The organism is Treponema sp. TIM-1 (assembly GCF_046533115.1).
Lineage (GTDB): Bacteria > Spirochaetota > Spirochaetia > Treponematales > Breznakiellaceae > JAIRMO01.
The window spans coordinates 101,611-127,745 of record NZ_JAJQRC010000003.1; the positions used below are offsets into that span (position 1 = coordinate 101,611).

Sequence of the window (26,135 nt, forward strand, 5' to 3'; positions counted from 1 at the left end):
GCCGGTAGGATGGGGATTTTTTTTACGGTTCACCACCAGGATACTTCCTGCAAGGCCCGGACAGGGGTCATGAAACTGCCCCACGGCCCGGTGTCTACTCCGGTATTTATGCCCGTAGGAACCAACGGTACCGTGAAGGCCCTTACCAAGGATGATATAAAGGAGATAGGCTTCGAGATCATCCTTTCCAATACCTACCACCTGTACCTGCGGCCCGGGATCGAGGTGATAAGCGCCGCCGAAGGGCTCCATAATTTTATGCGGTGGGATCGGAACATCCTTACCGATTCCGGCGGGTTTCAGATCTTTTCCCTGGCCCCCTTTAGAAAAATAAGCGACGAGGGGGTGGTGTTCCGTTCCCACATTGACGGTTCCCGCCATGTATTGACCCCCGAAAGGGTGGTAGCGCTTCAAGCCCTTTTGGGCAGCGATATACAGATGCCCCTGGACGTATGCAGCCCCTGGGGAGCAGCCCCTAAGGACGCGGTAAAAGCCCTGGAGTTTACCGGCCGCTGGTTTTCCCGGGCCCAAAGGGCCTGGGAAACGGAACGGGATAAGGGTTACGGGGGTAAACTTTTTGCCATAGTGCAGGGTAATTTTTTTAAAGAACTGCGGGAGAAAAGCGCCCTTGAGATCATAGCCCAGGATCCCCAGGGTATCGCCATCGGGGGGCTTTCCGTGGGGGAGCCCCCCGAGGTTTTTGAGGAATTTTTAAGCTATACCGCCGCCCTGTTACCGCCGGAAAAACCCCGGTATGTTATGGGTATAGGAACCCCCCGGTATATCCTGGACGCTATTGAACAGGGGATAGATATGTTTGATTGTGTACTCCCCACCAGGACCGGCAGGAACGGGTATGTTTTTACCCGGAATGGGGCCTTTGCCTTAAAAAAGGCGGAATACCGGCTTGATTTTGAGCCGATAGATAAAGCATGTGGTTGTAAGGTGTGCCGCGAATACAGTCGCGCCTATTTGCGGCATCTTTTTAAAACCCAGGAGATCCTCTGTTCCATGCTGGTAAGTTATCACAACCTATATTTTTTGCATGAACTCATTCGGGATGCCCGGATCGCTATCGGGGAGGATCGTTTTTTATCATTTAAATCGGCCTTCTTAAAACAATATACCCGGGAGGAAGGATGAAATATATCCTGTCATGTTTTTTGTTTTTTTTTATAGGGGCTGCGGTATTTTCCCAGTCGCCGGCGGATTCGGAACCGTCCCCGGATAAAACCGTAGAAACCCAGCAGCTGGAAACGATCCGTTACGGTACGGAAAATGAAATAGCCGCCCTGATTCAGACGTTAAAAAATGAAAATGCCTTTTATCTGGATGATGAACTTATCGCCTTGGTACAATCCACCAAAAACCGGATAATCCTCTCCGGGGTATTTAGCTTTTTTGGGGAACGGGGTAAGGAGGGCCTGGAGGAACGGGCCTTACAGGCGGTGAAAGAACGGAATGATGAAGCCGCCGAAACGGTGATCGCCGCCCTGGATTACCTGGGGAAAGTTAAAGTCCAGGATGCCATCGACCCCTTAAAGGATCTGATAGAGCGGGATGAGCAGCGTTTTATGGGTAACGCCATCCGGGCGCTAGGGTTGGCGGGGAAGGTTCATCCGGAAACCGCGGATAATACGGCGGATTTTCTCATTGATTTTTACCTGAACCGTAACCCCGGGGATGAGAACCGCCGGGAAATTGTGGCTGCCCTGGGTGAATTGAGATCCGGCCGGGGGATAGCCCTGCTATCGGAAATTGCCGTGTCCGATGAGGAACGTCTGACCCTGCGTATGGCGGCGCTGGATAGCCTTTCCAAGATCGGCGATCCCGAGGGACTTCAGACGATTCTTACCACCCTGGTTTCCTCGGATCCCAATGTCCGATCCGCCGCCATCGCCGCCCTGGGACCTTTTTCCGGTCAGGAGGTGGAGGGGGTTATTTTAGAGGCCTTCCGGGACTCCTATTACCGGATCCGGATAGGCGCCGCCAAGGCCGCGGGGGAGCGGAAATTCATCGAAGCCATTCCCTATCTCCGTTTCCGTGCCGAAAAGGATGAGGTCCCCACGGTGAAGGATGAGGCCATACGGGCTTTGGGGGCCATCGGCACCCGTGAAACCGCCGTGGTTTTGGCGGATCTTTTTGGGGAACGGAAAAACACCGACCGGGTCAGGATTCTGGCGGCGGAAATGCTGATTCAAAATAACGCCGATGATTACGCGGAAAAGGTGATCCGGGAAATGGACGATGCCAAAACGAAAAATCAAACCGCCCTGTACAACGGACTTCTCCGGGTTCTGGGAAGCGCCCGGACCCGTACTATCGAAGGTCTGGCCCGGCGTTTCCTGAGTTCCGGCGGGGTGATTGAAAAGTCCTATGCCCTGGATATGACCGTAAATAACGAATTGAAGGGACTTGCCGACCAGGTCAAGGAATTAACCGACGAAAAAAACGGCAGCCTGGCCCGAAAAGCCCGGGCTGTACTCCAAAAATTAGGGTTGGATTAACCCGGCTCCTGCCAATAACCGGGTCCGGGTACCTCTATCGAATGGAGCAGGCGGTTCAGGGCTATGAGAGGATCCTCGTAACGATCTATCCGTATGAAAAGTTCATATTGCCGTTCCGAAATAACCCGTATGGGTACTCCGACACAATTCGGCACCTGTTGGGAACCAAGATCGGGAAAAAACTCCGGTCTCCGGGGAATAAAGGTGCATTGGACGCCGTCGCTGCGGACTTCCGCTATCCGGGGGGGTATGGGGACGAGGAAGATCAAAAAATCCGATTTACCTCCCCCTATGGTAAAGGAATAACCGGATTTAACGGTATGGATATTCCGCCGGCCTATGTTGGTATTTTGATCTTCCACAAAGAGGGACAACATCAACGGCCCCGTATGGGATTGGGTATTATTTTTATAGGATTTTACCGGGGTAATGCTCCGGTGAGCGCCATAGTTGATGGGGCGACCGGGAGCCATAGCCGCTCCCCCCTTATCCGGGCTGCCCTTGGGGCCGGAGAGAGGAATCGGCGTGCCGGCAGCTTCGGTTTTGGGTACGGTCCCGGCCTCCCTCGTAAGCCAGGGCGTCTTGGGGCTTGCCCCGGGCGTCTTCACCGGGCCGGCCATATCCCCCTTGTCCGGGCTGCCTTCGGAGCCGGAAGGGGGAATCGGTGCGGCAGCTTCGGTTTTGACTATGGTTTCGGCCGGCAGGTTCCTCTTCAAAAAGAGCGCCTCAAGACCTGCCCCGGGCTGCTTTTCCTCGCTCCGGTGCCGGCTTTCCGGATAAGGGGCTGGAAGATTTTGGTTTTGCCGGGCCCCATCGTCTTCGGGGGGTTCCGGCTTTTTGGCAGGAACCGTTTTTTTCGGGGGGGAATCGACGGCATGGGCAAAGGTCCGGTTGGGAGAAGTCTGAAGCCGTTTTGCCATCAGAAAAATAATAAACGTGAAAATCAGGATTATCCCCAGGATGCCCCCGATAAACCAGGAAAGGGGTAAGCCGAATAGGGAGATATCTCCGCCCTGATACCTGGGGGTGGTTTTCCCCGGAGAAGGCTCCTGATCCGTGACCTTGGGTGAAGGGGCCGGTGCTTCAGTTTCGGGCTGCCGGGGTTCCGGCGCCGGGGCTGCCGGCGGTCCTGGCTGTGGCTCCGGCGGCGGGACTTGGGGGGGATCAGGTTGGGCGGTCTGGGCGGCGGACGGTTCTGACCGTGGCTCCGGTGCCGGGGCTTTTTGGGGCTCGGGCCGGACGGTCTGGGCCGCCGCGGGCGGTCCTGGCTGTGGCTCCGGCGGCGGGACTTGGGGGGGGGCTGGCCGGGTGGTCTGGGCCGCGGGCGGTCCTGCCTGCGATGATGCCGGCTGCCGGGGCGGTACCGGAGGGGCCGTCGGCCGGGCTGCGGCTGCCGGGATGGGCAACATCCGGCTTCTGCCCGAGGAGGGGCCGTTTCCCACAACCGGTACCGGAACATGATAAAAATCTATTCCGGCCCGGTTTAAACGGTCGGTGGTCTGGGAAATAAGATGTTGTACGGAATCCTCCGTTGTTCCCCCTGGCCGGGGATTATGGTCCCCATCGGAAATAAGCACCACCTTTTTTTTCCTGGTCCCCGGAATGGATGCAACATATTTTTCGCCATAGGCCAAGGCCCCGGCAATATCCGAATAGGGATCCAGGGGATAGAGGAGGAACAAACGGCCTATGATGGTTTCCACATCCCCCCAACCCTGTATACGGCGGGTTATCTCGAGCCGGGGGGTATCGGAAAAGGATATAAGATGAAAGGTGTCGCCGATCCGGAGGAATTCTTTGAGGAAACTACCGGTTACATAATCCATTGTTTTTTGGTATGAACCGCTCATACTTGAGGAAGTATCCAAAATCAATACCAGATCCAGGGGATTTTCCTGACTAAATACGAAAAAAAGGGGCGTACATAACAATAGAACCAAAAAAAATATTCTTTTTGCGGATATTTGTTTCCCTTCTGTATAAATCCGGGATACCATAAATATCCTCCTCTCTAAATTCATAATCCGCCGGCTTTGGGGAAAGCGGTTAGGCCCCCCATTGAGCCGGGGAGACCTTCCCCTTACATCCAGGGCTGCTTAACAAAGCCTGGCTTTCAACCGGTGATGTTTTTACAGCCCCTGGCTAAAAAGCCACCGCGGAGATACGATCCACCGTATAGGATGCTTTTTCATCATTTATGGAAAAATCAAATTTTTCTCCCACCTTTTTATTTAAAAGGGTCCCACCCAGGGGGGAAAGATAAGAAATGATCCGGTTCGTGGGGTCCGATTCCCAGGGCCCCAGGATGGTGTACTCCTCTTTTTTACCGGTGGCCTTATTGGATAGAACAACCTTGGTTCCAAAGGACACCCGGCTCGTATTGACCGTAGCGGGATCAAATAGTTGAGCCCGTTCAATCTCATCTTTCAGTTTTGCCACCGTTGAATTGAGGATTTCCTGTTTCTCTTTAGCCGCCTTGTATTCCGCGTTTTCCCGTAAATCTCCCAGGGAAAGGGCATAGGCAATTTCCTTGGAATTGGCCGGAACCTCCACGTCCATGATATGCTGAAGATACCGCTGTTTTTCCTCATACATGGCCGCGGTTACCATGAGTCCCCGGGACACCTTCTTTTCCACATCCCCGAAGAATTTAAAATTCGGATCCTTTTCCAAAATAAGGCCGCGGAGGTTTAATTTGTCCGCCGGATCCAGCGCCTTTACGTCTTCAATAAAGGTAAAAATCCGGATAATAGTATCAGGGTCCGCCTGATTAATAAAAGAAGCCAACATACCGTCTTTAAAAAGTATAGTATATACCTGCTTATTTATCTTGCGATTTTCTGTAGTTTCCCGATGATTTTCGATTTCCCGGTAGCTTATATCCAGGATATGGATCAGGGTAATAAACTGTTTTTCCAGGGGAATGGCGGCCTTTTCAAACCACGGTTCGGTTCTATAGTTTTTAAAGAACCAGACCACCGCCTCCCGGTAATCCCGGAAATTCTCAAAACACTGTTGGACCAGGGAAACGAGTTTTTCCCCGTGCCCTTCTTTTATAAGGTTCAGGACAATCGAATTGGAGAGGGCGAAGGGCAAAAGTTTTATATAAATATCCGGCCAGGCGGGTACAAAAAGCTGAATATGGCGGAGGAATTCCTCTTTTAGTTTATTGTCCTTGAGGTTAAAAAACAAAGCCGGTATGTCTTCGATACCGTCGAGAATATCAAGGAAATTGAAGGAAAGTCCTGTTCCCAGATGGGGGTAGCGACCGGCAAGGTCCTTGATAAGGAGATACGAAGCCACCACCTGTTCGTTAACCTGGTTGTAAGACCGAAGGTACCCCAAAAAATAGGCCGTCATTTCGTTAAAATATTCCGAATCCAGCTCCACATCCTTTTGGGCGGCATAGTTCCGGACGGTTAAAACCCGGTCAAAGAAATTTCGTTCCGCCTTAAATTCATTGTAGAGTTTTTCTTCAATGCTGATGGGCCGATCCCGAACCGTAAAGATATCGATATTTTCGGGGCTTACCCCAAAGGAGGGATCCGATTTCAGGATTTCCCGTATTTTGGTACTCCAGGCGGTCCATTCACCGGGGGATAATATCGAAGGTACCAGTTCGGCCTTGATCCGTTTAATATCACAGGAGTTGTTAAAACTTTTGATCACCGTCCGTAATGCCCAGGAAGGCTCGGTTTTTACCCGGTCATGGAGTTTTTCTTTTTTATGGGTGGCTTTTAAAACCCAGATATGGTTTTTCGAGAGGGTTTGGAGGGCATTCACCGCCATCTTAAGGGACATGGAATGGGCCCGTTTTTTCGCGAAGTCGATGGTGATCTCATCCCCCTGTACGTCGGCAATCCGGCCGACCCCCCAGGTTCGGTGGTAGACAAAATTGCCCTTATCAAAGGCGATGTGTTTTTCAAAATCCAAAATAGCCTCGTGGACATTACGCCAGTTTTGGGCAAGATTGGAGATACGGATATATTCTTCCAGCTGGCTGTGATTCGCGTATTTCTGCTTGAAACATTCGATGATTTCCTTCCGGGCCAGGGAATCTTTTTCATCGTATTGCAGAATAATCTTGAGGATGTTAATGGCGGTATTGATGTCACCCCGCTGTTTACAGGAGCCGTAGACATCCTCCAAAAGGAGTACCGCCTTTTCCTCATTGATGTTTTTGGAGACCTTTTTCTGCACATGAAGAAAGAAATCGATATCCTCGGGACAGTATTCCAGCAGTTTTATCCAAATTTCCCGGACATTGGTGAAGAGCTGCTTGTTGATATACCGGTGCAGGGCTTTTTTATAATAATCTACTGCCGCGTCCAGATGGCTGAGTTTTTCATAATGTTCCGCCAGGGATTTGGCCAGATCCGCCTCTTCATAATCAACTTTAACCAGCCGCTCCCAAATGCCGTAGATGGCCTCTTCCTCATTTTCGTTTTTATAACAGTCCCCCAGGGTCCGCAGGGCAAATTTTGATTCCCCGTAATCCAGGATCCGTTCGCAAAGATATTTTACAATATTCCACTTATGGTTATCCACAAAAATGGTAACCAGGGTAATCAGGGCGGAATCATCAATGATCTGCCGGGATAGGGCTATCATTCCCGAAATATAGAGGGCGATGATGCTGTTTTTGGTATGAATCAGATGTTCATCACAGAGTTTTTTAAGTTCATCATAGGCCCGCTTTTCCCCGGCTTCTTTCAGAACGAGATCCAGCTCTTTAAACTGGGTGGTTGAATAATTGCTGAGGGTAGCTCTGGTCCACTTTTCCTCATTCAGCATTTCCTGTACATTTTTTAGAAGAGCTTCAGACATCTCGTAACTCCTTGCCCCATGGGCACATCTAAAATGGGGTATAAATTTATAATACTAAATTTATACCCCCGGTGTCTTTACCGGTATAAACATCATGTTAAGGGGTCGATCCCAAAACTCAAGGTTTGGAAGCGCCCCCCCACGATCCCCTAGTGCATATACTGTTCGTATATTTCCGGATCGATGAGCTTTATTTTCAGCATGGTCTCCTCAATAAGACCGGGATTCTCCCGAATATTTTCATAATGGTCTATTAACCAAAAATACCGGTTGATAAGCCGGGGTATCAACAGGGAAAGGTTATCGGGACGGCCGCGGATCTCGTTTTCCAGGGAAAAAATGGATTGTTTTATCCGGCTTAATTCAATGGATTTTAGCTCCCTTTTGACGGAAAATACCCCAAAAAGGCGTCCGTAAATAGGTATCCATTCCAAAAGTTCCTGCCCCAGATATCCCTTCCCTTTTACCCTATCCGCGAGGCGGATAATCAACTCCGACTCCATGGATCTGAGATTAACCCCCTGGGGATCCGTAAAAAACGCCTCCCGAAACAGAACCTTGGCGACCCTGGTTTCTTCCAACAGGGCATTGACATCCGCCAGTTCCGAGAGGGTTTCTCCGTCCTCCCGCCTAAACCGGGCCGCCTGTTCCATATATTTGAGGGCCTCTACATAGTTACCGACCCCCTTGTAACAGCATCCCACCTGTAACAGCAATCCCGGATCATGCTGGTTTACCCCGTCCCCCAACACATCTTCAAAGGCCTTGAGGGCGGTGGAAAAAACAAAACGCCGCACCGCATAAAGGCATGCGTCATATCCTTCCCCGATTCGATCCAAAAAACCATAAAAAGATTTCCACTGGGAAAGAATAAACCCCCCCCTGTCATAGGGATCATGGAAATCATCCAAACGTTTTATCCGTTCAAGCCACCAGTTAAGGCATTTTAAGCCGTAAACCACCTCAGGATTATCATAATCCAGTCCCAGGGCTTCATCTAAAACCCGCAGGGCTGACGTTACATCCGAGGCTTTTAGGTTATCATAGGCTTTTTGAATGAGCCCCGGCACTGATATTTCCGTATTCATGACTTGAATAGTTTAACACATTTTGGTAAAAATTATAGTTTCTATATTATACTATTTTTCTCCTTCTTTACAAGGCCCCTTTGAAAGGGTATTATCCTGTTATGAGTTGTATTATCGCCCCCTCGGTGCTGGCGGCGGATTTTTCCAATTTAGCCGCCGCGGCGGCCGATATAGATGATTCAGGGGCCGAGTGGACCCATTTAGATGTCATGGACGGCAGCTTCGTTCCCAATTTGACCTTCGGCCCCAAAATGGCCGCGGATCTGCGGCCCCATACCTCCTCGGTGTTTGATGTCCACCTTATGGTGTGGCGGCCCGAGGATTATATCGATGAATTTGCCCGCTCCGGGGCGGATTATATCACCTTTCATGCGGAAGCGGCGGTACATTCCCACCGGATCCTTCAATCCATACGGAAATTGGGAAAAAAGACGGGGATAAGTATCGTCCCCGCTACTCCGGTCATTTTAATAGAAGAATTATTACCCCTGGTCGATCTGGTCCTGGTGATGACCGTCAATCCCGGTTTCGGCGGGCAGGTCCTTATTCCGGAGTGTCTTGAAAAGGTAAAAACCCTCGTCCTGCTCCGGGAAAAGAAGGGCTTATCCTTCCTTATTTCCGTGGATGGAGGGATCAACGAGACCACCGCGGCCCAGGCCCGGGCTGCGGGGGTGGATGTGCTGGTTGCCGGGTCGGCCTTTTTTAACGCCCGGGACAAAAAGGCCCTGGTATCGCAATTAAAGGGGAGGTAACGGAAGGTAATGGTAAAATTGCCCCTGGCCGGACCGCCCGGCGGGATGCCGATTTCCTTGTTAAAAGATAATGAAATTTGATCCTATCTTGACCCGGGCGCTCCGGCTTGCCCGGCGCGGTAAATTCGGGGAAGCTATCCATCATCTGGAAAGCGAAGTCGTTCGATACCATAACTCCTTTATATATTATTATATTGTGGGGGTATTGTGCCTCCGTGCCGGTGATTTCGGCGGGGCCCTGACCTATCTAAAGCGGGCCCGGGAAATAAGAATGCAAGACCCCCAGGTGCTTTTGGGTATGGCGGTTCTTTTTCTCCGTCGGGGGGATACGGACCGGGCATTGGATATCTATCTGGAGGTGCTGGATAAAGATGGGCATAACCGGATCGCCCAAAAAGCCCTCAACGGGATACGGAAATATTCGGGAACCGATGACTTTGCGCTATGGATAGAATCGGGGAAGCTCACCCGGTTTTATCCGCCCCTGCCTAAGCTCCCCCCCCGGATAGCCCTGGTGTCCCTGGGCGTCCTGGCCTTTATCGTACTCGGTGGGGGGATGCTGCTCAAATTCAATATCATTCCGCTGCCGTTTAAATCCGTTTCCCCCCGGGATGGTTATGCCGGAAGCGCCCTGGAGCGGGGGGAATTACAGACGCCGGTCCAAATCAGCGGCAGTTACCGGTACATCTTAACCAAAGATCAGGTGGTGGATACCTATAACAAGGCCCGTTCCTTATTTACCGAGCTTCGGGATGAGGCCGCCCGGGTGGAGCTTAACCGGATCATCGAATCCAATGCCTCCGAGGCGATTAAAAACAAGGCCCGGCTGCTTATGTCCTACCTGGAGGTTCCCGGCTTTGATACCCTAAAGGATAGGTTCTCCTACGCAACCGTGGCGGGGGATCCCGGCCTTTACCGGGACTGCCATGTGATCTGGCGGGGGATGGCGGCCGATATTGATGCCGGGGAGTCCGCTACGGCCTTTGATTTTCTTGTGGGTTATGACACCCATAGAACCCTGGAAGGGAAAGTACCGGTGTTTTTTAATTTTTCCGTAGCGGTGAATCCCGAAAAGCCCCTGGAAGTATTGGGCCGGGTTATCCCGGTGGTTACCGGAGACGGTCAGGGAATCGAGGTACATCTGGAAGGCATCGCCCTGTACCAGTCGGGAATCCCCGATGCCCGGTGATAATTTCCGCTTTTCCCGGAGGGATAAGATGGTTTTGCGGGTTATGGGTTCATGAGAGCCGTGGTACAGCGGGTCCGGGATGCCCAGGTTTCCGTGGCAGGGGAGGAAACCGGAAAAATCGCCCGGGGGCTTTTGGTATACCTGGGGGTTGCCCAGGGGGATTGCGAAGCCGACGCCGGCTATCTCGCGGAAAAAATCGCCGGTTTACGGATCTTTCCCGATGCCGCGGGGGTGATGAATTGTTCCGTCTTGGAAAGCGGGGGGGCGGTCCTGGCGATTTCCCAGTTTACCCTTTTGGCGGACGCCCGGAAGGGCCGGCGGCCGTCCTATTCCAATGCCGCCGAGGGAGCGGCTGCCAAAGGGCTCTACGAATATTTTATGGAAAAAATTCGGGAACAGGGGCTGATCTGTGAAAGCGGGATCTTTCAGGCCCACATGGACGTTTCCTATACCAATGACGGTCCCGTGACCATACTGCTGGATTCCAAAAAGTTGTTTTAGGAATTCCCCCTCTTTCGGGACAATTTTCCTGACCGGGCGCTTCCAAGCCCCTTGAAAAGCAAAACAAATTTTGAAACCGGTTCAATGCTGGTTAAACAAATCCGGGGATTTCAGATAGTCCTCGGCGTTAAAGGCCGCCAGGAGTTTCCCCATGGAGTTATTGGTTATGATGGTACAGATTACCTCCGCCGATAGTTCCGCCGAGGGAACCACCTCCAGGTTGGGGATGGGTTCCGGCAGTGACCCGAGGCAGCATACCGTATCGGTAACCATGATATGCCGCAGAAGGCCCTGGGAGGAGAGCCGGGTAAGGCGTTCCGCGGCGGGGGAAGAAAAAATAGCGTGTACCGCGATGAGGTTTATTTCCGCCGGTTTCAGGGGAGCCAGGGCAAGGATAAGGCTTTCCACGGATCCCGCGGTATCCACCATATCGTCCACGATCCATAGCACCTTGCCTTCGACGGGTTCGGCGGAAAGGATATTGATGGATTCAATGGAATTGGACCGGGAGTAATCCCGCTGCTTGTGGGCCACCACCAGGGGCGCCCCAAAGGCATTGGCAAAACGGCGGGCCAGCTTTTCTCCCCCGGCGTCCACGGAACAGAAGGCCCAATGGGGGCGTACCTCCTGTTCCAGGGTTTTGATGTCCCGGATATACACGTCACAGAGCCGTTTTTTAAGCAGGGTCAGGGCGGGAATATCATCAATGGCGCAAATGGCGGGATCCACCATGGATTTTGATTTATCCGAATGCAGCTGGTAGGTTATGATGTGGGTGGTCCCCAGGCTGACGAGGGTCTTTAAATGGACCCAAAGCCCTACGGAGCTGCGCCGCATGGTCCGGTCGGAACGGGAACAGGAAACAAAGGGCTCAAAAACAAGGATTTTTTCCGCCTGGGAACGTTTTAAGGCATCCACCGTGTGATATAACTCGATTTTTGCCTCATCCACCGCGATCCCCCCCTGATTGCGGGCGCAGCTGGTAAAAAGGACCACATCCTTCCCCCGTAGGGAGGTATTGATCTCCACTTCCATTTCACCGTCGGCGAAACGATCCGTTTTTAGGGCCTGCACACCGTTCAGATCAAAGTTTTGGGAGGCAAAACTGGGGAATTTCGAGAGGTAATAAACAACCCGGGAGGCATAATCCCGCATGGATCGGGTGGCGGTCACGACAAATCCCTTCATCTTACGGTTTCACCCTTCATGGTTATAGTTTACTATAGGCGGGGAAAGATTGCATAGGGGGATATACCGATAGTAAACAAAAAAAATATGTGTTATTTTTTATGGTATGACGGCTTTCCCAAACGGTAGCTTTTGGGAAAACCAGGTTATATTGACAGGGGCTGTTTCAAGGCTCGCAATTTCCCGCGGACGGACCGGCGGTTCATCCGCCGGGGGAGAATGGTTTTTTAGCGGAATTTGTGCGGAAACCGGGATTTCCGGACACCGCCACTAAAGCAGGATAGATATGGTTGCCTTATATAAGGGAGGAGGAAAGGATGGCAAAAATAGATGGACCTGAAAAGACCCGGGGGAATCCCCTGGCGACGGGGGAAGAAAAAGCAAAGGCCATGGAAACGGCCCGGCTTCAGATAGAAAAACAATTTGGTTCCGGTTCCCTGATAAAATTGGGGGATCATACCAATGCGGCGGGGATAGAGGTTATTCCCTCGGGGTCCATTCTGTTGGATGAGGCCCTGGGGATAGGGGGGTATCCCCGGGGCAGGATCATCGAAATTTATGGACCTGAGTCTTCCGGAAAGACGACCCTGGCCCTCCACGCCATTGCGGAGGCCCAGAAATTGGGGGGGATCGCCGCCTTTGTGGACGCCGAACACGCCCTGGATCCCATATATGCCAAAAATCTGGGGGTAAACATTGACGAACTGTGGATTTCCCAGCCGGATACCGGGGAACAGGCCCTGGAGATTGCCGAAAGCCTGGTCCGGTCCGGGGCGGTGGATGTGATTGTGGTGGATTCCGTGGCGGCCCTGACCCCACAGGCGGAAATTGAGGGGGATATGGGGGATGCCCACATGGGCCTGCAGGCGCGGCTTATGAGCCAGGCCCTGCGGAAACTCACCGCTACCATCGGTAAATCCCGGACCATCCTGATCTTTATTAACCAGATCCGGATGAAAATCGGGATCATGTTCGGTAATCCCGAAACCACCACCGGGGGTAACGCCCTTAAATTCTATGCTTCGGTTCGGCTGGAGGTCCGCAAGATGGACACCATCGAAAAGGGAGAGAAGGGGGAGTCCGACGCCATTGGGAACCGGGTCAAGGTCAAGGTGGTTAAAAACAAGGTCGCCCCCCCCTTTAGGAAGGCGGAGCTGGAGATCATGTTCGGTAAGGGGGTATCCGCCATTGGGAGCCTATTGGACGCGGCGGTTAAATATGAAATTATCGACAAAAAGGGCGCCTGGTTTTCTTATGGGGAAGAAAAGGTCGGCCAGGGCCGGGAAAATGCCAAGGCCTATTTGGAAGCCAACCCCGACTTTGCCCGGGAGGTGGAACAGAAACTCAGGCCGCTCATGTTCCCCGGCCGGGAATTCTCCCCGCCCGAAAAGGCCCCTCCCCGGAAAGCCCCGGAGGAAAAGCGTCCCGAAGAGCCGGTCCCCCAGGCAGCGGATGATAGGATAGAGGAGAAAAAGGCCCCGGCGGAAAAAAGAGGGCCCGGCCGGCCCCCTGCGGAAGTTTCCCCCGCCAAAGAGAAGGTTCCGGGCCGGGGTCCGGGAAGGCCCCCCTCCCGGGGGGTAGATGGCCTTTTCTAAACCCGCGGAAACAGCCGGAACTCCGGTGGTGCTGGGCTTAGGCTCAAACCAGGGGGATTCCCGGGGGATCCTCACGGGCGCTTTTGGGGTTTTGGGGGAAGTCCTTGAGGAAATACGGGTCGCTTCGTTTTTCGAGACCGATCCCCTGCAGGTAACGGATCAGGACCGGTTTCTTAATACCGCCCTTGGGGGCCGTTACCGGGGAGGGCCCCGGGAATTACTGGAGCATATCCACCGCATTGAAGCCCAATTCGGCCGGGACCGGAAAAAGGAACGCCGCTGGGGAGAACGCCCCCTGGATATCGACATTCTCCTCTTCGGCAGCCTGGTCCTGTCCGAGCCCCCGGAACTGGAAATTCCCCACCCCCGGCTTACGGAACGCCGGTTTGCCCTGGTGCCCCTGCTGGAACTTTTTCCCGACGCGGCGGATCCCCGGACCGGCAGGGCTTACCGGGTTTTTATGGAAGAACTCCCCCGGCAGGGTATTTACTATGCGGGCCCGGGGGGATATACTGATGGCAAATGGACATCCAAAACTCAAGCGCGGCCCGAAGTTTTAGAATAAACGAATTTGAAGGCCCGCTGGATCTGCTTCTTTTTTTAATAAAAAAAAATGAGGTTAATATCTACGATATTCCCGTAGCCCAGATCACCGAACAATACCTGGATTATTTGAAGTACAGTACCGCCCTGGATCTGGAGGAATTGACGGAATTTCACGTCATGGCGGCGACCCTGCTTTATATAAAATCCCGGATGCTCCTGCCGGTGGAAATCGAGGCCGATGAGGATGCCGAGGATCCCCGGCAGGAACTGGTGGAAAAACTCGTGGAATATCAGAAATTTAAAAAACTCTCCCAGCTTATGGAAGAAAAGGAACGGGAGGCCGAATGGGTTATCGAACGGAAAAAACTCCAGCGGGCCCTCCCTTTTACGGAGGATACCCTCTGGGAAAAAGTCGATGTTTGGGATCTTTTAAAAACCTTTTCCGGCCTTATGGCGCATCTTTCGGGGGAGCAGATCATCGACCTCTATGAAGAGGTATCCATCAATGAAAAAATCGCCCTCATGTCGGAATTGCTGGAAATCCGGGGGGAGTGCAGTTTTGCGGATCTCCTGGTGCGGGACGGATCGGTTATGGATGTGGTATGCGCCTTTCTCGCGATTCTTGAGGCGGTAAAAACCCGGACGGTTTCTATTTTCCAGAACCGTATGTTTGGGGATATAATCATTCGGCCTTACGAGGGTGTCCATGGAGTTACGGTTGGAGAAAGAAACAGCGCTCATTGAGGCGATTTTATACCTGGAGGCGGATCCCTTAGACGAAGCCGCCCTTTCGCGCATATCCGGCCTTTCCCGGGAGGTGGTTAAATTGGCCCTGGAGGCCCTGGAAAACCGTTATGCCCAGGAAGATTCGGGGGTGGAACTGTCCCGAATCGGCGGGGGAGTGATGATATCCCCGAAAAAAGAGTACTGGGATAACCTTAAAGAACGGTACGGCAAAAAAAATGAGTCCAAGTTGTCCAAGGCCGCCCTGGAAACCCTCTCGATCATTGCCTATTCCCAGCCCATTACCCGCAGTGAAATCGAGGCGATCCGAGGGGTGCAGGCGGATACGATGATACGGCTCCTTTTGGATAAGGAACTGATCCGGGAAACCGGGAAAAAAGACATTCCCGGAAAACCCCTCCAATACGGAACTACCCGGGAATTTTTAAAATTTTTCCGTTTGGAAACTATCGCGGATCTTCCCAAACTCGATGAAAAAGAGAGCGATCGGTTTGAACTCGACGGACAAGGTTAAAACCACCCCTGCGGAGGGGGAACAGGCCCTCAGGTTGCAGGTCTACCTGGCCCATGCCGGGGTGGCTTCCCGGCGGGCTTCGGAAAAGCTCATCGCCGAGGGCAGGGTTTCGGTAAACGGCCGGATCGTGTCCACCCCCGGCGAAAAGGTACCCCCGGAAGCGCAGGTCTGTCTGGACGGGGCGCTTTTGCGGCCGGAGCGGGTGTTCCACTATCTGGTCCTCCACAAGCCCCCCCTGTATATCTGTAGTTCCTCCGATCCCCAGGGAAGGCCCCTGGCCCGGGAACTGCTCCCCGGGAATATTAAGGAGCGGCTTTACCATGTGGGCCGCCTGGATTTCCGCTCCTCCGGGCTCATCCTCTTTACCAATGACGGCGGCTTTGCCGCGAAAATAAGCCATCCCTCGGCGGGAATTGAAAAAGAATATCTGGTAGAAGCTTCCGGTCCCATTCCCGATAGGGTGGTGGAGGAGTTTATCCGGGGTGTGGTAATCGACCAGGTTTTTTATCAATCTTCGGGAATAGAACGGCTGGGAAAAAAATCCCTGCGGATTGTTTTAATCGAGGGGAAAAACCGGGAGATCCGCCGGGTTTTTTCCTATTTTCACCTGCACCCGGTAAGGCTCCACCGGATTAGGATAGGTCCGGTACGGTTAGGCGCCCTGGCGGAAGGCGCCTCAAGACCCCTTACCCCGGGGGAACGGGAAAAGTTGACCGGTAAGAACTAAGAACCCGCGCAGAAATAACATGACTAATCGGTCATGTTATTTCTGCGCGGGTCCTAATGCAATTTGACCATGGAGAGGAGCGGGATAAAATGCCGATCAAAAAAACAGTGACGGATGGATCGTCCCATGAAAGGACTCGCCCTAACCAGGCAAGCCGCCGGGGGGATAAGCCGGCCGGGACCCCGCCGATTCTCCATCCGGAAATTCCCCAGACCGGAGATGAGGGGGATCTATCCCTGCGGCCCCGGAGCCTGGGGGAATTTTTGGGCCAGGCAGCGATGAAGGAAAACCTGGGGGTTTTTATCTCCGCCGCCAGGGCCCGGAACGAGAGCCTGGATCATCTTTTCCTCATCGGTCCACCGGGGCTGGGAAAAACGACCCTGGCCCAGGTGGTGGCCCGGGAACTGGAGGTCGACTTTAAGGTAACTTCCGCCCCGGCCCTGGATAAGCCCAAGGACCTGGCGGGGATCCTCACCACGGTGACGGAAAAAACGGTTTTTTTTATCGACGAGATCCACCGGCTTAGGCCCGCCATTGAGGAGATGCTCTATATCGCCATGGAGGACTATGAGTTGGACTGGATCATCGGCCAGGGACCCAGCGCCCGGACCATCCGGATCCCCATACCCCCCTTTACCCTGGTGGGGGCCACCACCAAGGCAGGGAATGTTTCAAGCCCCCTGATTAGCCGTTTCGGTATCACCTGCCGTTTTTCCTTTTATGAGCGGGCCGACATGGAGGCCATAGTCCGCCGTTCCGCAGGGATCCTCAAGACCGCCATTGAGGATGACGCCGCGGCCCTGTTGGCAGCTTCCGCCCGGGGAACCCCCCGGGTGGCGAACCGGCTCCTGCGGCGGATGCGGGACTTTGCCCAGGTTATGGGAAAGGCCGCCATTACCCGGGGGGTGGTGGCGGAGGGGCTTAAACGGCTTGAGATCGACTCCCTGGGTTTGGAACGGCATGACCGAGAGATCCTCAGGATCATCATAGAGCGGTATAACGGCGGGCCGGTGGGGGCGGAAACCCTGGCCATCTCCGTAGGGGAGGCGGTGGACACCCTGGAGGATTACTACGAACCCTACCTTATCCAGTCGGGGCTGCTCCAGCGTACCCCCCGGGGCAGGGTGGTAACGGCCCGGGCCTATGAACATCTGAACCTTTCCCCCAAAAACCATGAAGACCCGGGCTTTCTTTTTTGATCTTCCCCCGGCCCTCATCGCCCAGTATCCTCCGGCGGAACGGGGACAGAGCCGGCTTTTGGTGCTGGACCGGGGGACGGGGCATTGCGCCCATCACCTTGTGGGGGAACTGCCGGAGCTTTTGGAAGCCCGGTCTCTGCTGGTGTTTAATAATTCCCGGGTCCGCAAGGCCCGGCTGCCGGGAACGGCGGAAAAAACCGGCGCCCGGGTGGAATTCCTCCTCCTTACCAAAGTGGATGTCCTGACCTGGAAAACCCTGGTTCAGCGCTCAAACCGCCGCCGTCCCGGGAGCCGTTACGTGTTTGCCGGCGGAGTTACCGCGGAAATCACCGGGGCCGAGGGGGAATTCCGGTTTCTCCGGTTTGACCGGATCATTGATGATGATTGGCTGGACCGGTACGGCCATATCCCCCTGCCGCCCTATATCAAGCGGGAGGATACCCCCGGTGACAGCGAGCGTTACCAGACGGTCTATGCCGGGCCCCCCGGTTCCGCGGCGGCCCCCACCGCAGGGCTCCATTTTACCCGGGAGTTGCTGGGGCGGCTGGAAGCGGCGGGGATGGAGACGGCTTATATCACCCTGCATGTGGGGTTGGGAACCTTCCTGCCGGTGCGGACCGAAAATATCGAAGACCATCCCATGCACGAGGAACTTTTTTCCATCGGCGAAGAAGCGGCGGATAAGATAGAGCGGGCCAAGGCGGAAAAACGGAGGATCGTCGCGGTGGGAACCACCACGGTCCGTACCCTGGAATCGGCCTGGAGGGAAGGCCGGCTGGAACGGGGGGAGGGGAGCACCTCGATCTTTATTTACCCGGGCTATTCCTTTAATGTGGTGGACGCCCTTTTTACCAATTTCCACACCCCCGGTTCCACCCTGCTGATGCTGGCCGCGGCCTTTGCAGGCCGGGAAAAAATCCTGGACACCTATGCCCAGGCGGTACGGGAGGGGTACCGGTTTTTCAGCTACGGGGACGCGATGCTGATCCGTTGACGAAACGCGCCCGGGTTTTGAAACAGCCTCTTTTTTAAATTTAAAATTTAAAAAAATTTTTCTTGACAAGCGCCTGTTCCCTGCTATAATTATTTTAACATGTTCCTCTAAAATGTAATGTGCTCAAGAGAATAAGAGATGGGCATGGCAGCCAAAAGGTTTGCCATGCCCATTTTTTATTGTCTCTTGGATAAAGAGGATCAGAGAAAAGCCGGTGGTAATGCCGGAAAGAAACAAAGCGGAGAAGGAGAAAGGGTATGTCTAAAAAAAATGATGGTGTTATTAAAGTGATGATCATTGCGCTGATAATGATCTTGGCCGGCGGGATTATCGCAAATATAGCCCATACCAGCGCCGGATCTGTCAAAATTCACGATATCAAGTATGTTACCGGGGACGGTGCGGAAATGAGGGCTTTGCTGTATGTGCCTAAAAGTGCAAGCGTGGCAAATCCCGCCCCGGTGGTTATCTCCTGTCATGGGTATAACAATACCGCCGAAGTACAGGACTTAAACTGCGTGGAACTTTCAAAACGGGGTTTCATCGTTATGTCCATAGACGCCTATGGACATGGAGGATCAACTTTCCCCGATGAAAGGATCGACCCGATTAATGTCGATATGGGTACCTATGCGGCGCTGCAATATATCGGTACCCTGCCCTACGCCGATTCTTCCAGGGTTGGTATGGTGGGTCATTCCATGGGCGGGTCCACTATCCAGGCGGGGGCCGCGAAGGCCTGGCAATTACGGGAAACCAACCCCGATATCGTGGTCCCCATCGCGGTACTGCCCACCTCCCAGGCGTTTTCCCTTGATGGTGACGGTAATGCCCTGTTGGCGCCCTGGCCTATCAATATGGGTTCGGTATACGGACAGTTTGATGAATGGGCGTTAAGCATGTGGGGAACCGTGAAGGGAAGCGACCTCAATACCACCAAGATTGCCCAGGCGGGAATGGGATTCACCGATTTTCAATATGATACCTACTATGCCTACGGAGAGAAGGTCCCCCTGGACCGTGCGGCTGCCGTCAACGCCGCGAAACAAGGAAAATTCAGGATAGTTTATCAACCACCCCACGATCACCCCATGATTCATTTTAGCGGGAGAGCGGTAGGGAATGTGGTGGACTTTTTTGATATTACCTTGACCGGAGGTAAACTTGCCTCTGTTCCCCAAAGTTGGTTTGCCAAGCAGCTGGGGACGGGTATTTCCATGATAGCCTTTTTTGTATTTATCACCTCCCTTGGCCTCGTGCTGCTGAAAACCGCATATTTCGACGCCATAAAACAAGCCGAACCCCAGGGGCTTACCACCGTCACCGACGGCAAGAGCAGGCTTCGGTATATCATAATTTTTATTATAGGCCTCATTCCGGCGCCGCTCTTGTACAACTGGGCGGTGGGTTATTCCATCGATATCCTGTCTTCGGGAAGGGCAGTCAAAATACTCATGCCCGCAAGTGCGGTTTTCCCCCTGCCCTGTGTTAACGGGATTTTTGTGCTCAATTTCCTTACCGGAATAATCACCGTCGCCCTTTATCTTTTTGTATTCAAGGTCTTTGCAAAAAAAGCCGGATGTACCTTTGAAAACATGGGAATAAAACTTTCCGGTCAGGGTGTGTTCCGGGCAGCGGTATTGGCGGTCTGTGTATTTGCGGCGGGTTATTTTATGTTGACCTTCTGCGATTACTTTTTTAAAACCGATTTCCGTTTCTTTACCTTGAGCATCAAAACCCTTACTCCTCCCAAATGGAGCATCTATCTGAGGTATCTGCCGTCCTTTCTTTTCTTTTTTCTGGTAAGCGCCATGAGTCAAAATACCTTTACCCGGATCAACAATCAAAAGGAAGGGATCAACATACTGCTCATTGTCATAGCCAGTTTTGGCGGGCTCCTGGTCCTGCATCTGATTGACTATATCGCCCTGATGAATACCGGCGTCAAGGTTTTCCAGTTCATTCCCTTTACCGGGGGAAAAATCACCGCAGCCTTGGCCGGAGTGCTGCTATGGGGGCTTTTGTTTATCCTTCCGGTAGCGGCGGTTGTTTCCAGAATCTTTTTCCGGGCAACCGGGTCAATTTGGACCGGGGCATTTATTAATGCCCTGGTGGTAACCCTCTTCGCCATATCTAATACGGTGGTAGCGGCCCGGGTTATTTAACTCATGTTACGCAGGGCTCTTAAGGAGAGATGAAATTTAACCCCGAACCTCACGAATAAGAAAACGTTTTGAACAAAAGGAGCGTGTTTTTCGTGTGGTTCGGGGTTAATCCTATGCTTCCAGCGTAACCTGGCTTATTATGCCCCGCCGCTGTTGACAGACCAGGATTTCCGGCATAATGATATATCCGGTATTTTAGATGCAGAATATATTGATAAAGAAAAAAGACATCGCCTCCCCGGAATTTTTTTATGAGGTTCTTCACCGTACCCCGGTAATCCTGGCGGTAAAGTCTATGGATGGGCTTGAGAAAAGCATCCTGGGAGGTGGCAGGCTCATGTTTGTGCTTTTCGGCGATATCCTGAGTATCCCCGGCATTGTCGCGAAAATCAAGGACGCGGGAAAAATCGCCCTGGTACATATCGACCTTATTGACGGATTGACCTCCCGGGATATTGTCGTTGATTTTATCGCGGAAAATACCCGGGCGGACGGGATCCTATCCACCAAAACGAATCTGCTTAAACGCGCCAAATCCCGGGGGCTTTTAGCGGTACAGCGGTTTTTTGTGCTGGATTCCCTGTCCCTCCTCAACATCGAAAAACAGTTTCCCCTGGATTATGCAGACGCGGTTGAGATTTTACCCGGGGTTATACCCAAGGTAATCCGCCGGATCGTCAAAATAATCAATAAACCCGTGATTGCCGGGGGGCTTGTTTCGGACCCGGAGGATGTACGGCAGGTCCTGGAGGCGGGGGCGGTATCGGTGTCTTCCTCCAATATGGAACTTGTATCGGCTTTAAAACTCAAGGGTTTTTGAAACCGGTGCCGGGGATAATCAGTGCGGGCCGGTGAATTGCTTAAAATTTTACGGTTATCCCTTGCAAGGAAAGGATATCCGTAGTATACTTATATTAGGTGTTTTTTAAAGTAGTTTGGAAAATTCTATTTGCTGAAGAGATTAAGAGTACAGCAAAATAGCCGGGAGGTTATTTTGCTGTATTTTTTTTAGGAGGAACCATGGTTCAGCTTACGTACGAAAGTTTTGATAAAATGGAAGCTTTTATGAAAGACGTGTTCATAAAAGTCGGAGTACCCCCTGAGGATGCGGCGGTCTGTGCTGAAATATTGATCGAGTCGGATAAGCGGGGTATTGATTCCCACGGGGTGGGGCGGTTCAAGCCTATTTATATAGATAGGATCAAGGACGGCATCCAGAACCCCCGTACCCATTTCGAGGTGGTCCGGGAGGGACCTACCACGGCGGTAGTCGACGGTCATGACGGTATGGGCCAGGTGATCGGGAAACGCTCCATGCAGATGGCCATCGACAAGGCAAAAAAATACGGCATGGGCATGGTGGCGGTACGCAACTCTACCCATTACGGCATTGCCGGTTATTACGCTACCATGGCCACCCAGGCGGGGATGATAGGTATCACGGGAACCAATGCCAGGCCCTCCATCGCGCCCACCTTTGGAATCGAAAATATGCTGGGTACCAATCCCCTGACCGTGGGAATGCCCACGGACGAGGACTTTCCCTTTGTGCTGGACTGCGCCACCTCAGTCTCCCAGCGGGGGAAAATTGAACACTATAACCGGATCAACAAAACCATGCCCCAGGGCTGGGTGGTCAACCGGGACGGCAGCAGCGAAACCAATCCCGCCAAAGCCCTGGAGGGGCTGACCGCGGGGACCTCCGCCTTGGCGCCCCTGGGCGGCCTGGGGGACGAAACCGCCGGTTATAAGGGGTACGGCTATGCCACCGTGGTGGAGATCCTCTCCGCCGCCCTCCAACAGGGACAGTTCCTGAAGGCCCTGAACGGCTTTGATCCTTCGGGTAAAAAAGTTCCCTATCACCTGGGCCATTTTTTTATCGCCATTGATATCGCGGCCTTTGTGGAGCCGGAACAATTCAAAAAAACCACCGGGGATATTCTGCGGGAACTCCGGGCATCGGAAAAAATGCCCGGTCAAGACCGGATCTATACCGCCGGTGAAAAGGAATATCTGGCCTGGCTTTCCCGGAAGGATACGGGGGTTCCCCTGAACGAAAGCCTCAAAAAAACCATCAAGGCTTTAAAAGAAGAATACCACATGGATTCTTACGAATTTAACTTTTAATGGGCCGGTTTGCAAAACTAAAGTTTTGAAACCGCCGGAGGTATGAAAACAGCCGCAGCGGCTAAAGGAGTGGTGATATGGGAAAATATGTGTTGGCCTTGGATCAGGGAACCACCAGTTCCCGGGCGATCCTCTTTGACCGGGAACAGCATATGATCGGCCTTGCCCAAAAAGAATTTGCCCAGATTTACCCCCGGGAGGGTTGGGTTGAACATGACCCCATGGAGATCTATTCTTCCCAATACGCGGTGATGATGGAGCTGATTACCCAACACGGGGTGTCCATCGGGGATATCGCCGCCATCGGCATTACCAATCAGCGGGAAACCACCGTACTCTGGGATAAACAGACCGGCCGGCCCATCTACAACGCCATCGTATGGCAGTGCCGGCGTACCTCGGATATCGTGGATGCCCTGGTACAGGAAGGCTTGGGGGATCACATCCGGAAGACCACCGGGCTGGTGCCGGACGCCTATTTTTCCGGGACCAAAATAACATGGATTTTGGATCATGTTCCGGAGGCGCGGGAACGAGCCCGGAAAGGGGAGATCCTCTTTGGTACCGTGGACACCTGGCTTATCTGGAAACTGACCAACGGGGGGATCCACGTAACCGACTATACCAACGCCAGCCGCACCATGATCTACGATATTCATAAACTGGATTGGGACGATACCCTTTTAAAAAGACTCGACATCCCCCGGGCCTGTCTGCCGGAAGTCCGGCCCTCCAGTTGTGTCTACGGTACGGCGAATATTCAGGGGGTGGAGATCCCCATTGCCGCGGCCGCGGGGGATCAGCAGGCGGCCCTTTTTGGGCAGTGCTGTTTTAAAAAAGGGGAGGCCAAAAACACCTATGGTACGGGGTGTTTCCTGTTGATGCATACCGGCAGGGAGCCCTGTGAAAGCAAAAACGGCCTGCTCACCACTATCGCCGCCAGTCCCACCGATAAGGTCGACTATGCCCTGGAGGGCAGCGTATTTGTGGGAGGCGCGGTGATCCAGTGGCTGCGGGACGAGATGCGGTTCATCACCGAAAGCAGCGACAGCGAATATTACGCCGGTAAGGTACCGAACGCGGGGGGGTATACCTGGTTCCGGCCTTTACCGGCCTGGGGGCCCCCTACTGGGATATGTATGCCCGGGGTTGTATTATCGGCATTACCCGGGGAACCAAACGGTACCACATTATCCGGGCGGCGGAGGAGTCCATCGCCTACCAGAGCCTTGATTTGCTTAAAGCCATGGAAAAGGATACGGGGACCAAACTAAGCGAACTGAAGGTTGACGGCGGCGCCAGCCGGGACGCCTTTCTTATGCAGTTCCAGGCGGATATCTCCGGGGCGGTGATCCAGCGGCCGATGATCCGGGAAACCACCGCCCTGGGGGCGGCCTACCTCGCGGGGCTTGCCGTGGGGATCTGGAAAGACCTGGACGAGATCCGCGCCCGGTGGAAACGGGATACCGAATTCATCCCCCGGATGGAAACCGGGGAGCGGGAGGCCCTGCTCGCGGGCTGGCATAAGGCCGTGGGACGGAGCCGCGCCTGGGCGGACTAAAGGAAGGTCCGGGGATAGGTTTAACCCGCTTCCCGCCGTTCCCGGTTTTTGCCGACCAGGGTCGAGATAAGTACCGCCGCCACAATGACGCCTCCCCCCATGAGGGCGGAAAGGGAGGGTTTTTCCCCGGTCACGAGGAGTACCCATACGGGGTTAAGGATGGGTTCGGCCATGGCGGTGAGCATGGCCTGTACCGCGGGGACCCGTTTTATCCCATAGGCAAAAAGCAGGGAGGCGCAGCCGATTTGGATGATCCCCATAAAAAGGATGGAGCTGATGCTTTGCGCCGTAAAAACCGGAGGAAAGATTACCAGGAAGGGCAGACAGAACAGGGAGGTGATGATATGGGCGACCAGCATGGTATCCGAGGGGTTGCCCTCTTTTTGCATCCGCATAAAGACCGAATTGGCCCCGAAAAAGATCCCCGCCAGAACGGCGATGCCGTCCCCCAGAAGGGAGCCGCCTGCCAGGCCGTCTTTAAAAAATAGATAAAGTCCTCCCATAACCAAAGCCAGGGCAAGCCAATGTTCCCAACGGGGTTTTTCCTTTATCAAAAACCACCCCAAAAGGGCCGCCCAAACCGGGGCACTGTACTCCAATAGGATCGCGTTGGCCGAAGCGGTGAGCTTATTGGCAATCACAAAACATATCATGGTGAGGGCATAGGCCAGGCCGCCGGCCACCAGGGGGAAGGGTTTGTTTTTCCCTTTTCCCCTCCGGGGAAAGAGAAATCGGATTGCCAGCATAAAAAGGGCGGCCACAAAACTCCGTAATCCCGCGATAATTATGGGATGCCAGTCTATCAGTTTGATAAACAAACCGCTGGTACTCCAAAACAACGCGCATAACAAAACCGCCCCCTGTCCCGCCTGGGAAGAGGGCCGGTAATTGACCGGAGACAAGCTGTTTTGTTTCATACCAGACCATGGTACCGGGAATGAGGGGGCTATGCAATGACCCGGGGAATTTTTTTAAGGGACCGGTATTTTTTGCCGATATTTAGCCTAGGGCCGAGGCGCAAACCGAGGTTCGGAACGGAGGTTGCAGGTGGTTAGAGGATGGTATACCGGCGCCAGCGGCATGCGGGCCCAGCAATGGCGGCTGGACGCGGTGGCGAATAATCTGGCAAATGTGGATGTGGACGGCTATAAGCGGGATGTGACCTCATTTAAGGCCTTTCCGGAACTCCTCCTGCGGCGGATGAACGACGACGGGGTATACCGCCATCCCTTTGGTTCCGGGGATGCCGCGCCTATTATGGGTAAACTGGGAACCGGGGTGGAGGTGAACGAGCTGTTCACCGATTTTCAGCAGGGGGCCATGAAGGAAACCCAAAGCGATTTTGATCTGGCCATGGACGGGAAAGGCTTTTTTACCATCGCCACCCCCTGGGGGGAACGGTACACCCGGAACGGTTCTTTTCAACTGGGAAAAGAAGGGTTCCTGGAAACCAAAGAAGGCTACCCCGTCCTGGGGGAACAGGGCCCCATCAGGGTAAAGGCCAATAATTTTCAGGTGGATAAGGACGGGCGGGTGTGGATCAATGCGGAGTACGCCGATGATCCCTCCCTGATGATCTCCCGGGAGGATAATACCTGGGGAGAGGCGGTCCTGCTGGATACCCTGCAACTGGTGGAATTTGACCTGGACCGGTACCTGGAAAAACAGGGCTCCAGCCTCTACCGTTCCACCGAGACCTCCGGGGATGCCCGGGTCATAGAACCGGGAAACCGTCCCCGGGTGGTCCAGGGTTTTGTGGAAGCCTCCAACGTGGACCCGGTGGTAGAGATGGTCCGGATGATAGAGGTAAACCGGGCCTATGAGGCCAATCAAAAGGCCGTGCAAACCAGCGATTCCATGCTGGGGACGTTGATCAATCAGGTTGCCCGGGTCGGGTAAAAACGGCATAGA

At 53.5% G+C, this 26,135-nt stretch carries 21 protein-coding genes and 1 pseudogene; 17 read left to right on the forward strand and 5 right to left on the reverse strand.

Annotation, left to right across the window (positions count from 1 at the left end; all coding sequences use genetic code 11):
• The first annotated feature begins 9 nt into the window (after window positions 1–9).
• Both tgt and LQZ21_RS03005 read left to right on the forward strand, forming a co-directional pair.
• Window positions 10–1,143 (forward strand): tRNA guanosine(34) transglycosylase Tgt, encoded by a 1,134-nt coding sequence (gene tgt, locus LQZ21_RS03000; protein WP_411042683.1) that lies wholly within the window; start codon window positions 10–12, stop codon window positions 1,141–1,143.
• Window positions 1,140–2,507, forward strand: a complete 1,368-nt coding sequence (locus tag LQZ21_RS03005; protein ID WP_411042684.1) for a HEAT repeat domain-containing protein — start codon at window positions 1,140–1,142, stop codon at window positions 2,505–2,507. The genes tgt and LQZ21_RS03005 overlap by 4 nt, the downstream gene beginning before the upstream one ends.
• Here LQZ21_RS03005 and LQZ21_RS03010 read toward each other — a convergent pair.
• The 3 genes from LQZ21_RS03010 to LQZ21_RS03020 form a co-directional block, all read right to left on the reverse strand.
• Window positions 2,504–4,528 (reverse strand): vWA domain-containing protein, encoded by a 2,025-nt coding sequence (locus LQZ21_RS03010; RefSeq protein WP_411042685.1) that lies wholly within the window; start codon window positions 4,526–4,528, stop codon window positions 2,504–2,506. The genes LQZ21_RS03005 and LQZ21_RS03010 overlap by 4 nt on opposite strands.
• Window positions 4,529–4,649: 121 nt before the next feature.
• On the reverse strand, window positions 4,650–7,334 hold the full coding sequence (greA, locus tag LQZ21_RS03015; RefSeq protein WP_411042686.1) for a transcription elongation factor GreA: 2,685 nt from the start codon (window positions 7,332–7,334) through the stop codon (window positions 4,650–4,652).
• Between the two features lie 149 nt (window positions 7,335–7,483).
• Window positions 7,484–8,422 (reverse strand): tetratricopeptide repeat protein, encoded by a 939-nt coding sequence (locus LQZ21_RS03020; protein ID WP_411042687.1) that lies wholly within the window; start codon window positions 8,420–8,422, stop codon window positions 7,484–7,486.
• 101 nt (window positions 8,423–8,523) lie between these two features.
• Between LQZ21_RS03020 and rpe the strand changes: the two genes are divergently transcribed.
• The 3 genes from rpe (at window position 8,524) to dtd (ending at window position 10,864) form a co-directional block, all read left to right on the forward strand.
• A complete protein-coding gene (gene rpe, locus LQZ21_RS03025) occupies window positions 8,524–9,174 on the forward strand; it encodes a ribulose-phosphate 3-epimerase (protein WP_411042688.1) in 651 nt (216 codons plus the stop codon).
• A gap of 70 nt (window positions 9,175–9,244) precedes the next feature.
• Window positions 9,245–10,363: a tetratricopeptide repeat protein gene (locus LQZ21_RS03030; protein WP_411042689.1), complete on the forward strand. Its 1,119-nt coding sequence runs from the start codon at window positions 9,245–9,247 to the stop codon at window positions 10,361–10,363.
• 51 nt (window positions 10,364–10,414) lie between these two features.
• The gene (gene dtd / locus LQZ21_RS03035; RefSeq protein ID WP_411042690.1) at window positions 10,415–10,864 is read left to right on the forward strand and encodes a D-aminoacyl-tRNA deacylase; all 450 of its coding nucleotides are present in this window, start codon (window positions 10,415–10,417) and stop codon (window positions 10,862–10,864) included.
• An 81-nt stretch (window positions 10,865–10,945) separates the two neighbouring features.
• Here the strand turns inward: dtd and prs are convergent, their stop codons facing one another.
• On the reverse strand, window positions 10,946–12,052 hold the full coding sequence (gene prs / locus LQZ21_RS03040) for a ribose-phosphate diphosphokinase (RefSeq protein WP_411042691.1): 1,107 nt from the start codon (window positions 12,050–12,052) through the stop codon (window positions 10,946–10,948).
• A gap of 317 nt (window positions 12,053–12,369) precedes the next feature.
• On the opposite strand from prs, the gene recA reads away from it, so the two are divergent.
• The 11 genes and pseudogenes from recA to glpK all read left to right on the forward strand — a co-directional run bounded on the left by recA (window position 12,370) and on the right by glpK (window position 24,224).
• Window positions 12,370–13,647, forward strand: a complete 1,278-nt coding sequence (gene recA / locus LQZ21_RS03045; protein WP_411042692.1) for a recombinase RecA — start codon at window positions 12,370–12,372, stop codon at window positions 13,645–13,647.
• On the forward strand, window positions 13,634–14,212 hold the full coding sequence (folK, locus tag LQZ21_RS03050) for a 2-amino-4-hydroxy-6-hydroxymethyldihydropteridine diphosphokinase (protein WP_411042693.1): 579 nt from the start codon (window positions 13,634–13,636) through the stop codon (window positions 14,210–14,212). The genes recA and folK overlap by 14 nt, the downstream gene beginning before the upstream one ends.
• Window positions 14,170–14,937 carry a segregation and condensation protein A gene (locus tag LQZ21_RS03055; protein ID WP_411042694.1) on the forward strand — a complete coding sequence of 256 codons (768 nt, stop codon included), beginning with the start codon at window positions 14,170–14,172 and terminating at the stop codon, window positions 14,935–14,937. The genes folK and LQZ21_RS03055 overlap by 43 nt, the downstream gene beginning before the upstream one ends.
• Window positions 14,900–15,451, forward strand: a complete 552-nt coding sequence (gene scpB / locus LQZ21_RS03060) for an SMC-Scp complex subunit ScpB (protein ID WP_411042695.1) — start codon at window positions 14,900–14,902, stop codon at window positions 15,449–15,451. The genes LQZ21_RS03055 and scpB overlap by 38 nt, the downstream gene beginning before the upstream one ends.
• Window positions 15,408–16,178 carry a pseudouridine synthase gene (locus LQZ21_RS03065; RefSeq protein WP_411042696.1) on the forward strand — a complete coding sequence of 257 codons (771 nt, stop codon included), beginning with the start codon at window positions 15,408–15,410 and terminating at the stop codon, window positions 16,176–16,178. The genes scpB and LQZ21_RS03065 overlap by 44 nt, the downstream gene beginning before the upstream one ends.
• Window positions 16,179–16,267: 89 nt before the next feature.
• Entirely contained in the window at window positions 16,268–17,377 is a 1,110-nt protein-coding gene (ruvB, locus tag LQZ21_RS03070; protein ID WP_411042697.1) for a Holliday junction branch migration DNA helicase RuvB, read from the forward strand.
• Complete coding sequence (gene queA, locus LQZ21_RS03075) at window positions 17,352–18,371, forward strand: tRNA preQ1(34) S-adenosylmethionine ribosyltransferase-isomerase QueA (RefSeq protein WP_411042698.1); 1,020 nt, start codon at window positions 17,352–17,354, stop codon at window positions 18,369–18,371. The genes ruvB and queA overlap by 26 nt, the downstream gene beginning before the upstream one ends.
• Before the next feature lie 257 nt (window positions 18,372–18,628).
• Window positions 18,629–20,536, forward strand: a complete 1,908-nt coding sequence (locus LQZ21_RS03080; protein WP_411042699.1) for an alpha/beta hydrolase — start codon at window positions 18,629–18,631, stop codon at window positions 20,534–20,536.
• A 199-nt stretch (window positions 20,537–20,735) separates the two neighbouring features.
• Window positions 20,736–21,356, forward strand: a complete 621-nt coding sequence (locus LQZ21_RS03085) for a glycerol-3-phosphate responsive antiterminator (protein WP_411042700.1) — start codon at window positions 20,736–20,738, stop codon at window positions 21,354–21,356.
• A gap of 200 nt (window positions 21,357–21,556) precedes the next feature.
• Window positions 21,557–22,663, forward strand: a complete 1,107-nt coding sequence (locus tag LQZ21_RS03090; RefSeq protein ID WP_411042701.1) for an Ldh family oxidoreductase — start codon at window positions 21,557–21,559, stop codon at window positions 22,661–22,663.
• 77 nt (window positions 22,664–22,740) lie between these two features.
• Window positions 22,741–24,224, forward strand: a pseudogene (gene glpK, locus LQZ21_RS03095) (glycerol kinase GlpK).
• A 20-nt stretch (window positions 24,225–24,244) separates the two neighbouring features.
• Here the strand turns inward: glpK and LQZ21_RS03100 are convergent.
• Complete coding sequence (locus tag LQZ21_RS03100) at window positions 24,245–25,141, reverse strand: DMT family transporter (RefSeq protein WP_411042702.1); 897 nt, start codon at window positions 25,139–25,141, stop codon at window positions 24,245–24,247.
• Window positions 25,142–25,271: 130 nt separating this feature from the next.
• On the opposite strand from LQZ21_RS03100, the gene flgF reads away from it, so the two are divergent.
• Complete coding sequence (gene flgF / locus LQZ21_RS03105) at window positions 25,272–26,123, forward strand: flagellar basal-body rod protein FlgF (protein ID WP_411042703.1); 852 nt, start codon at window positions 25,272–25,274, stop codon at window positions 26,121–26,123.
• The last annotated feature ends 12 nt before the right edge of the window (window positions 26,124–26,135 follow it).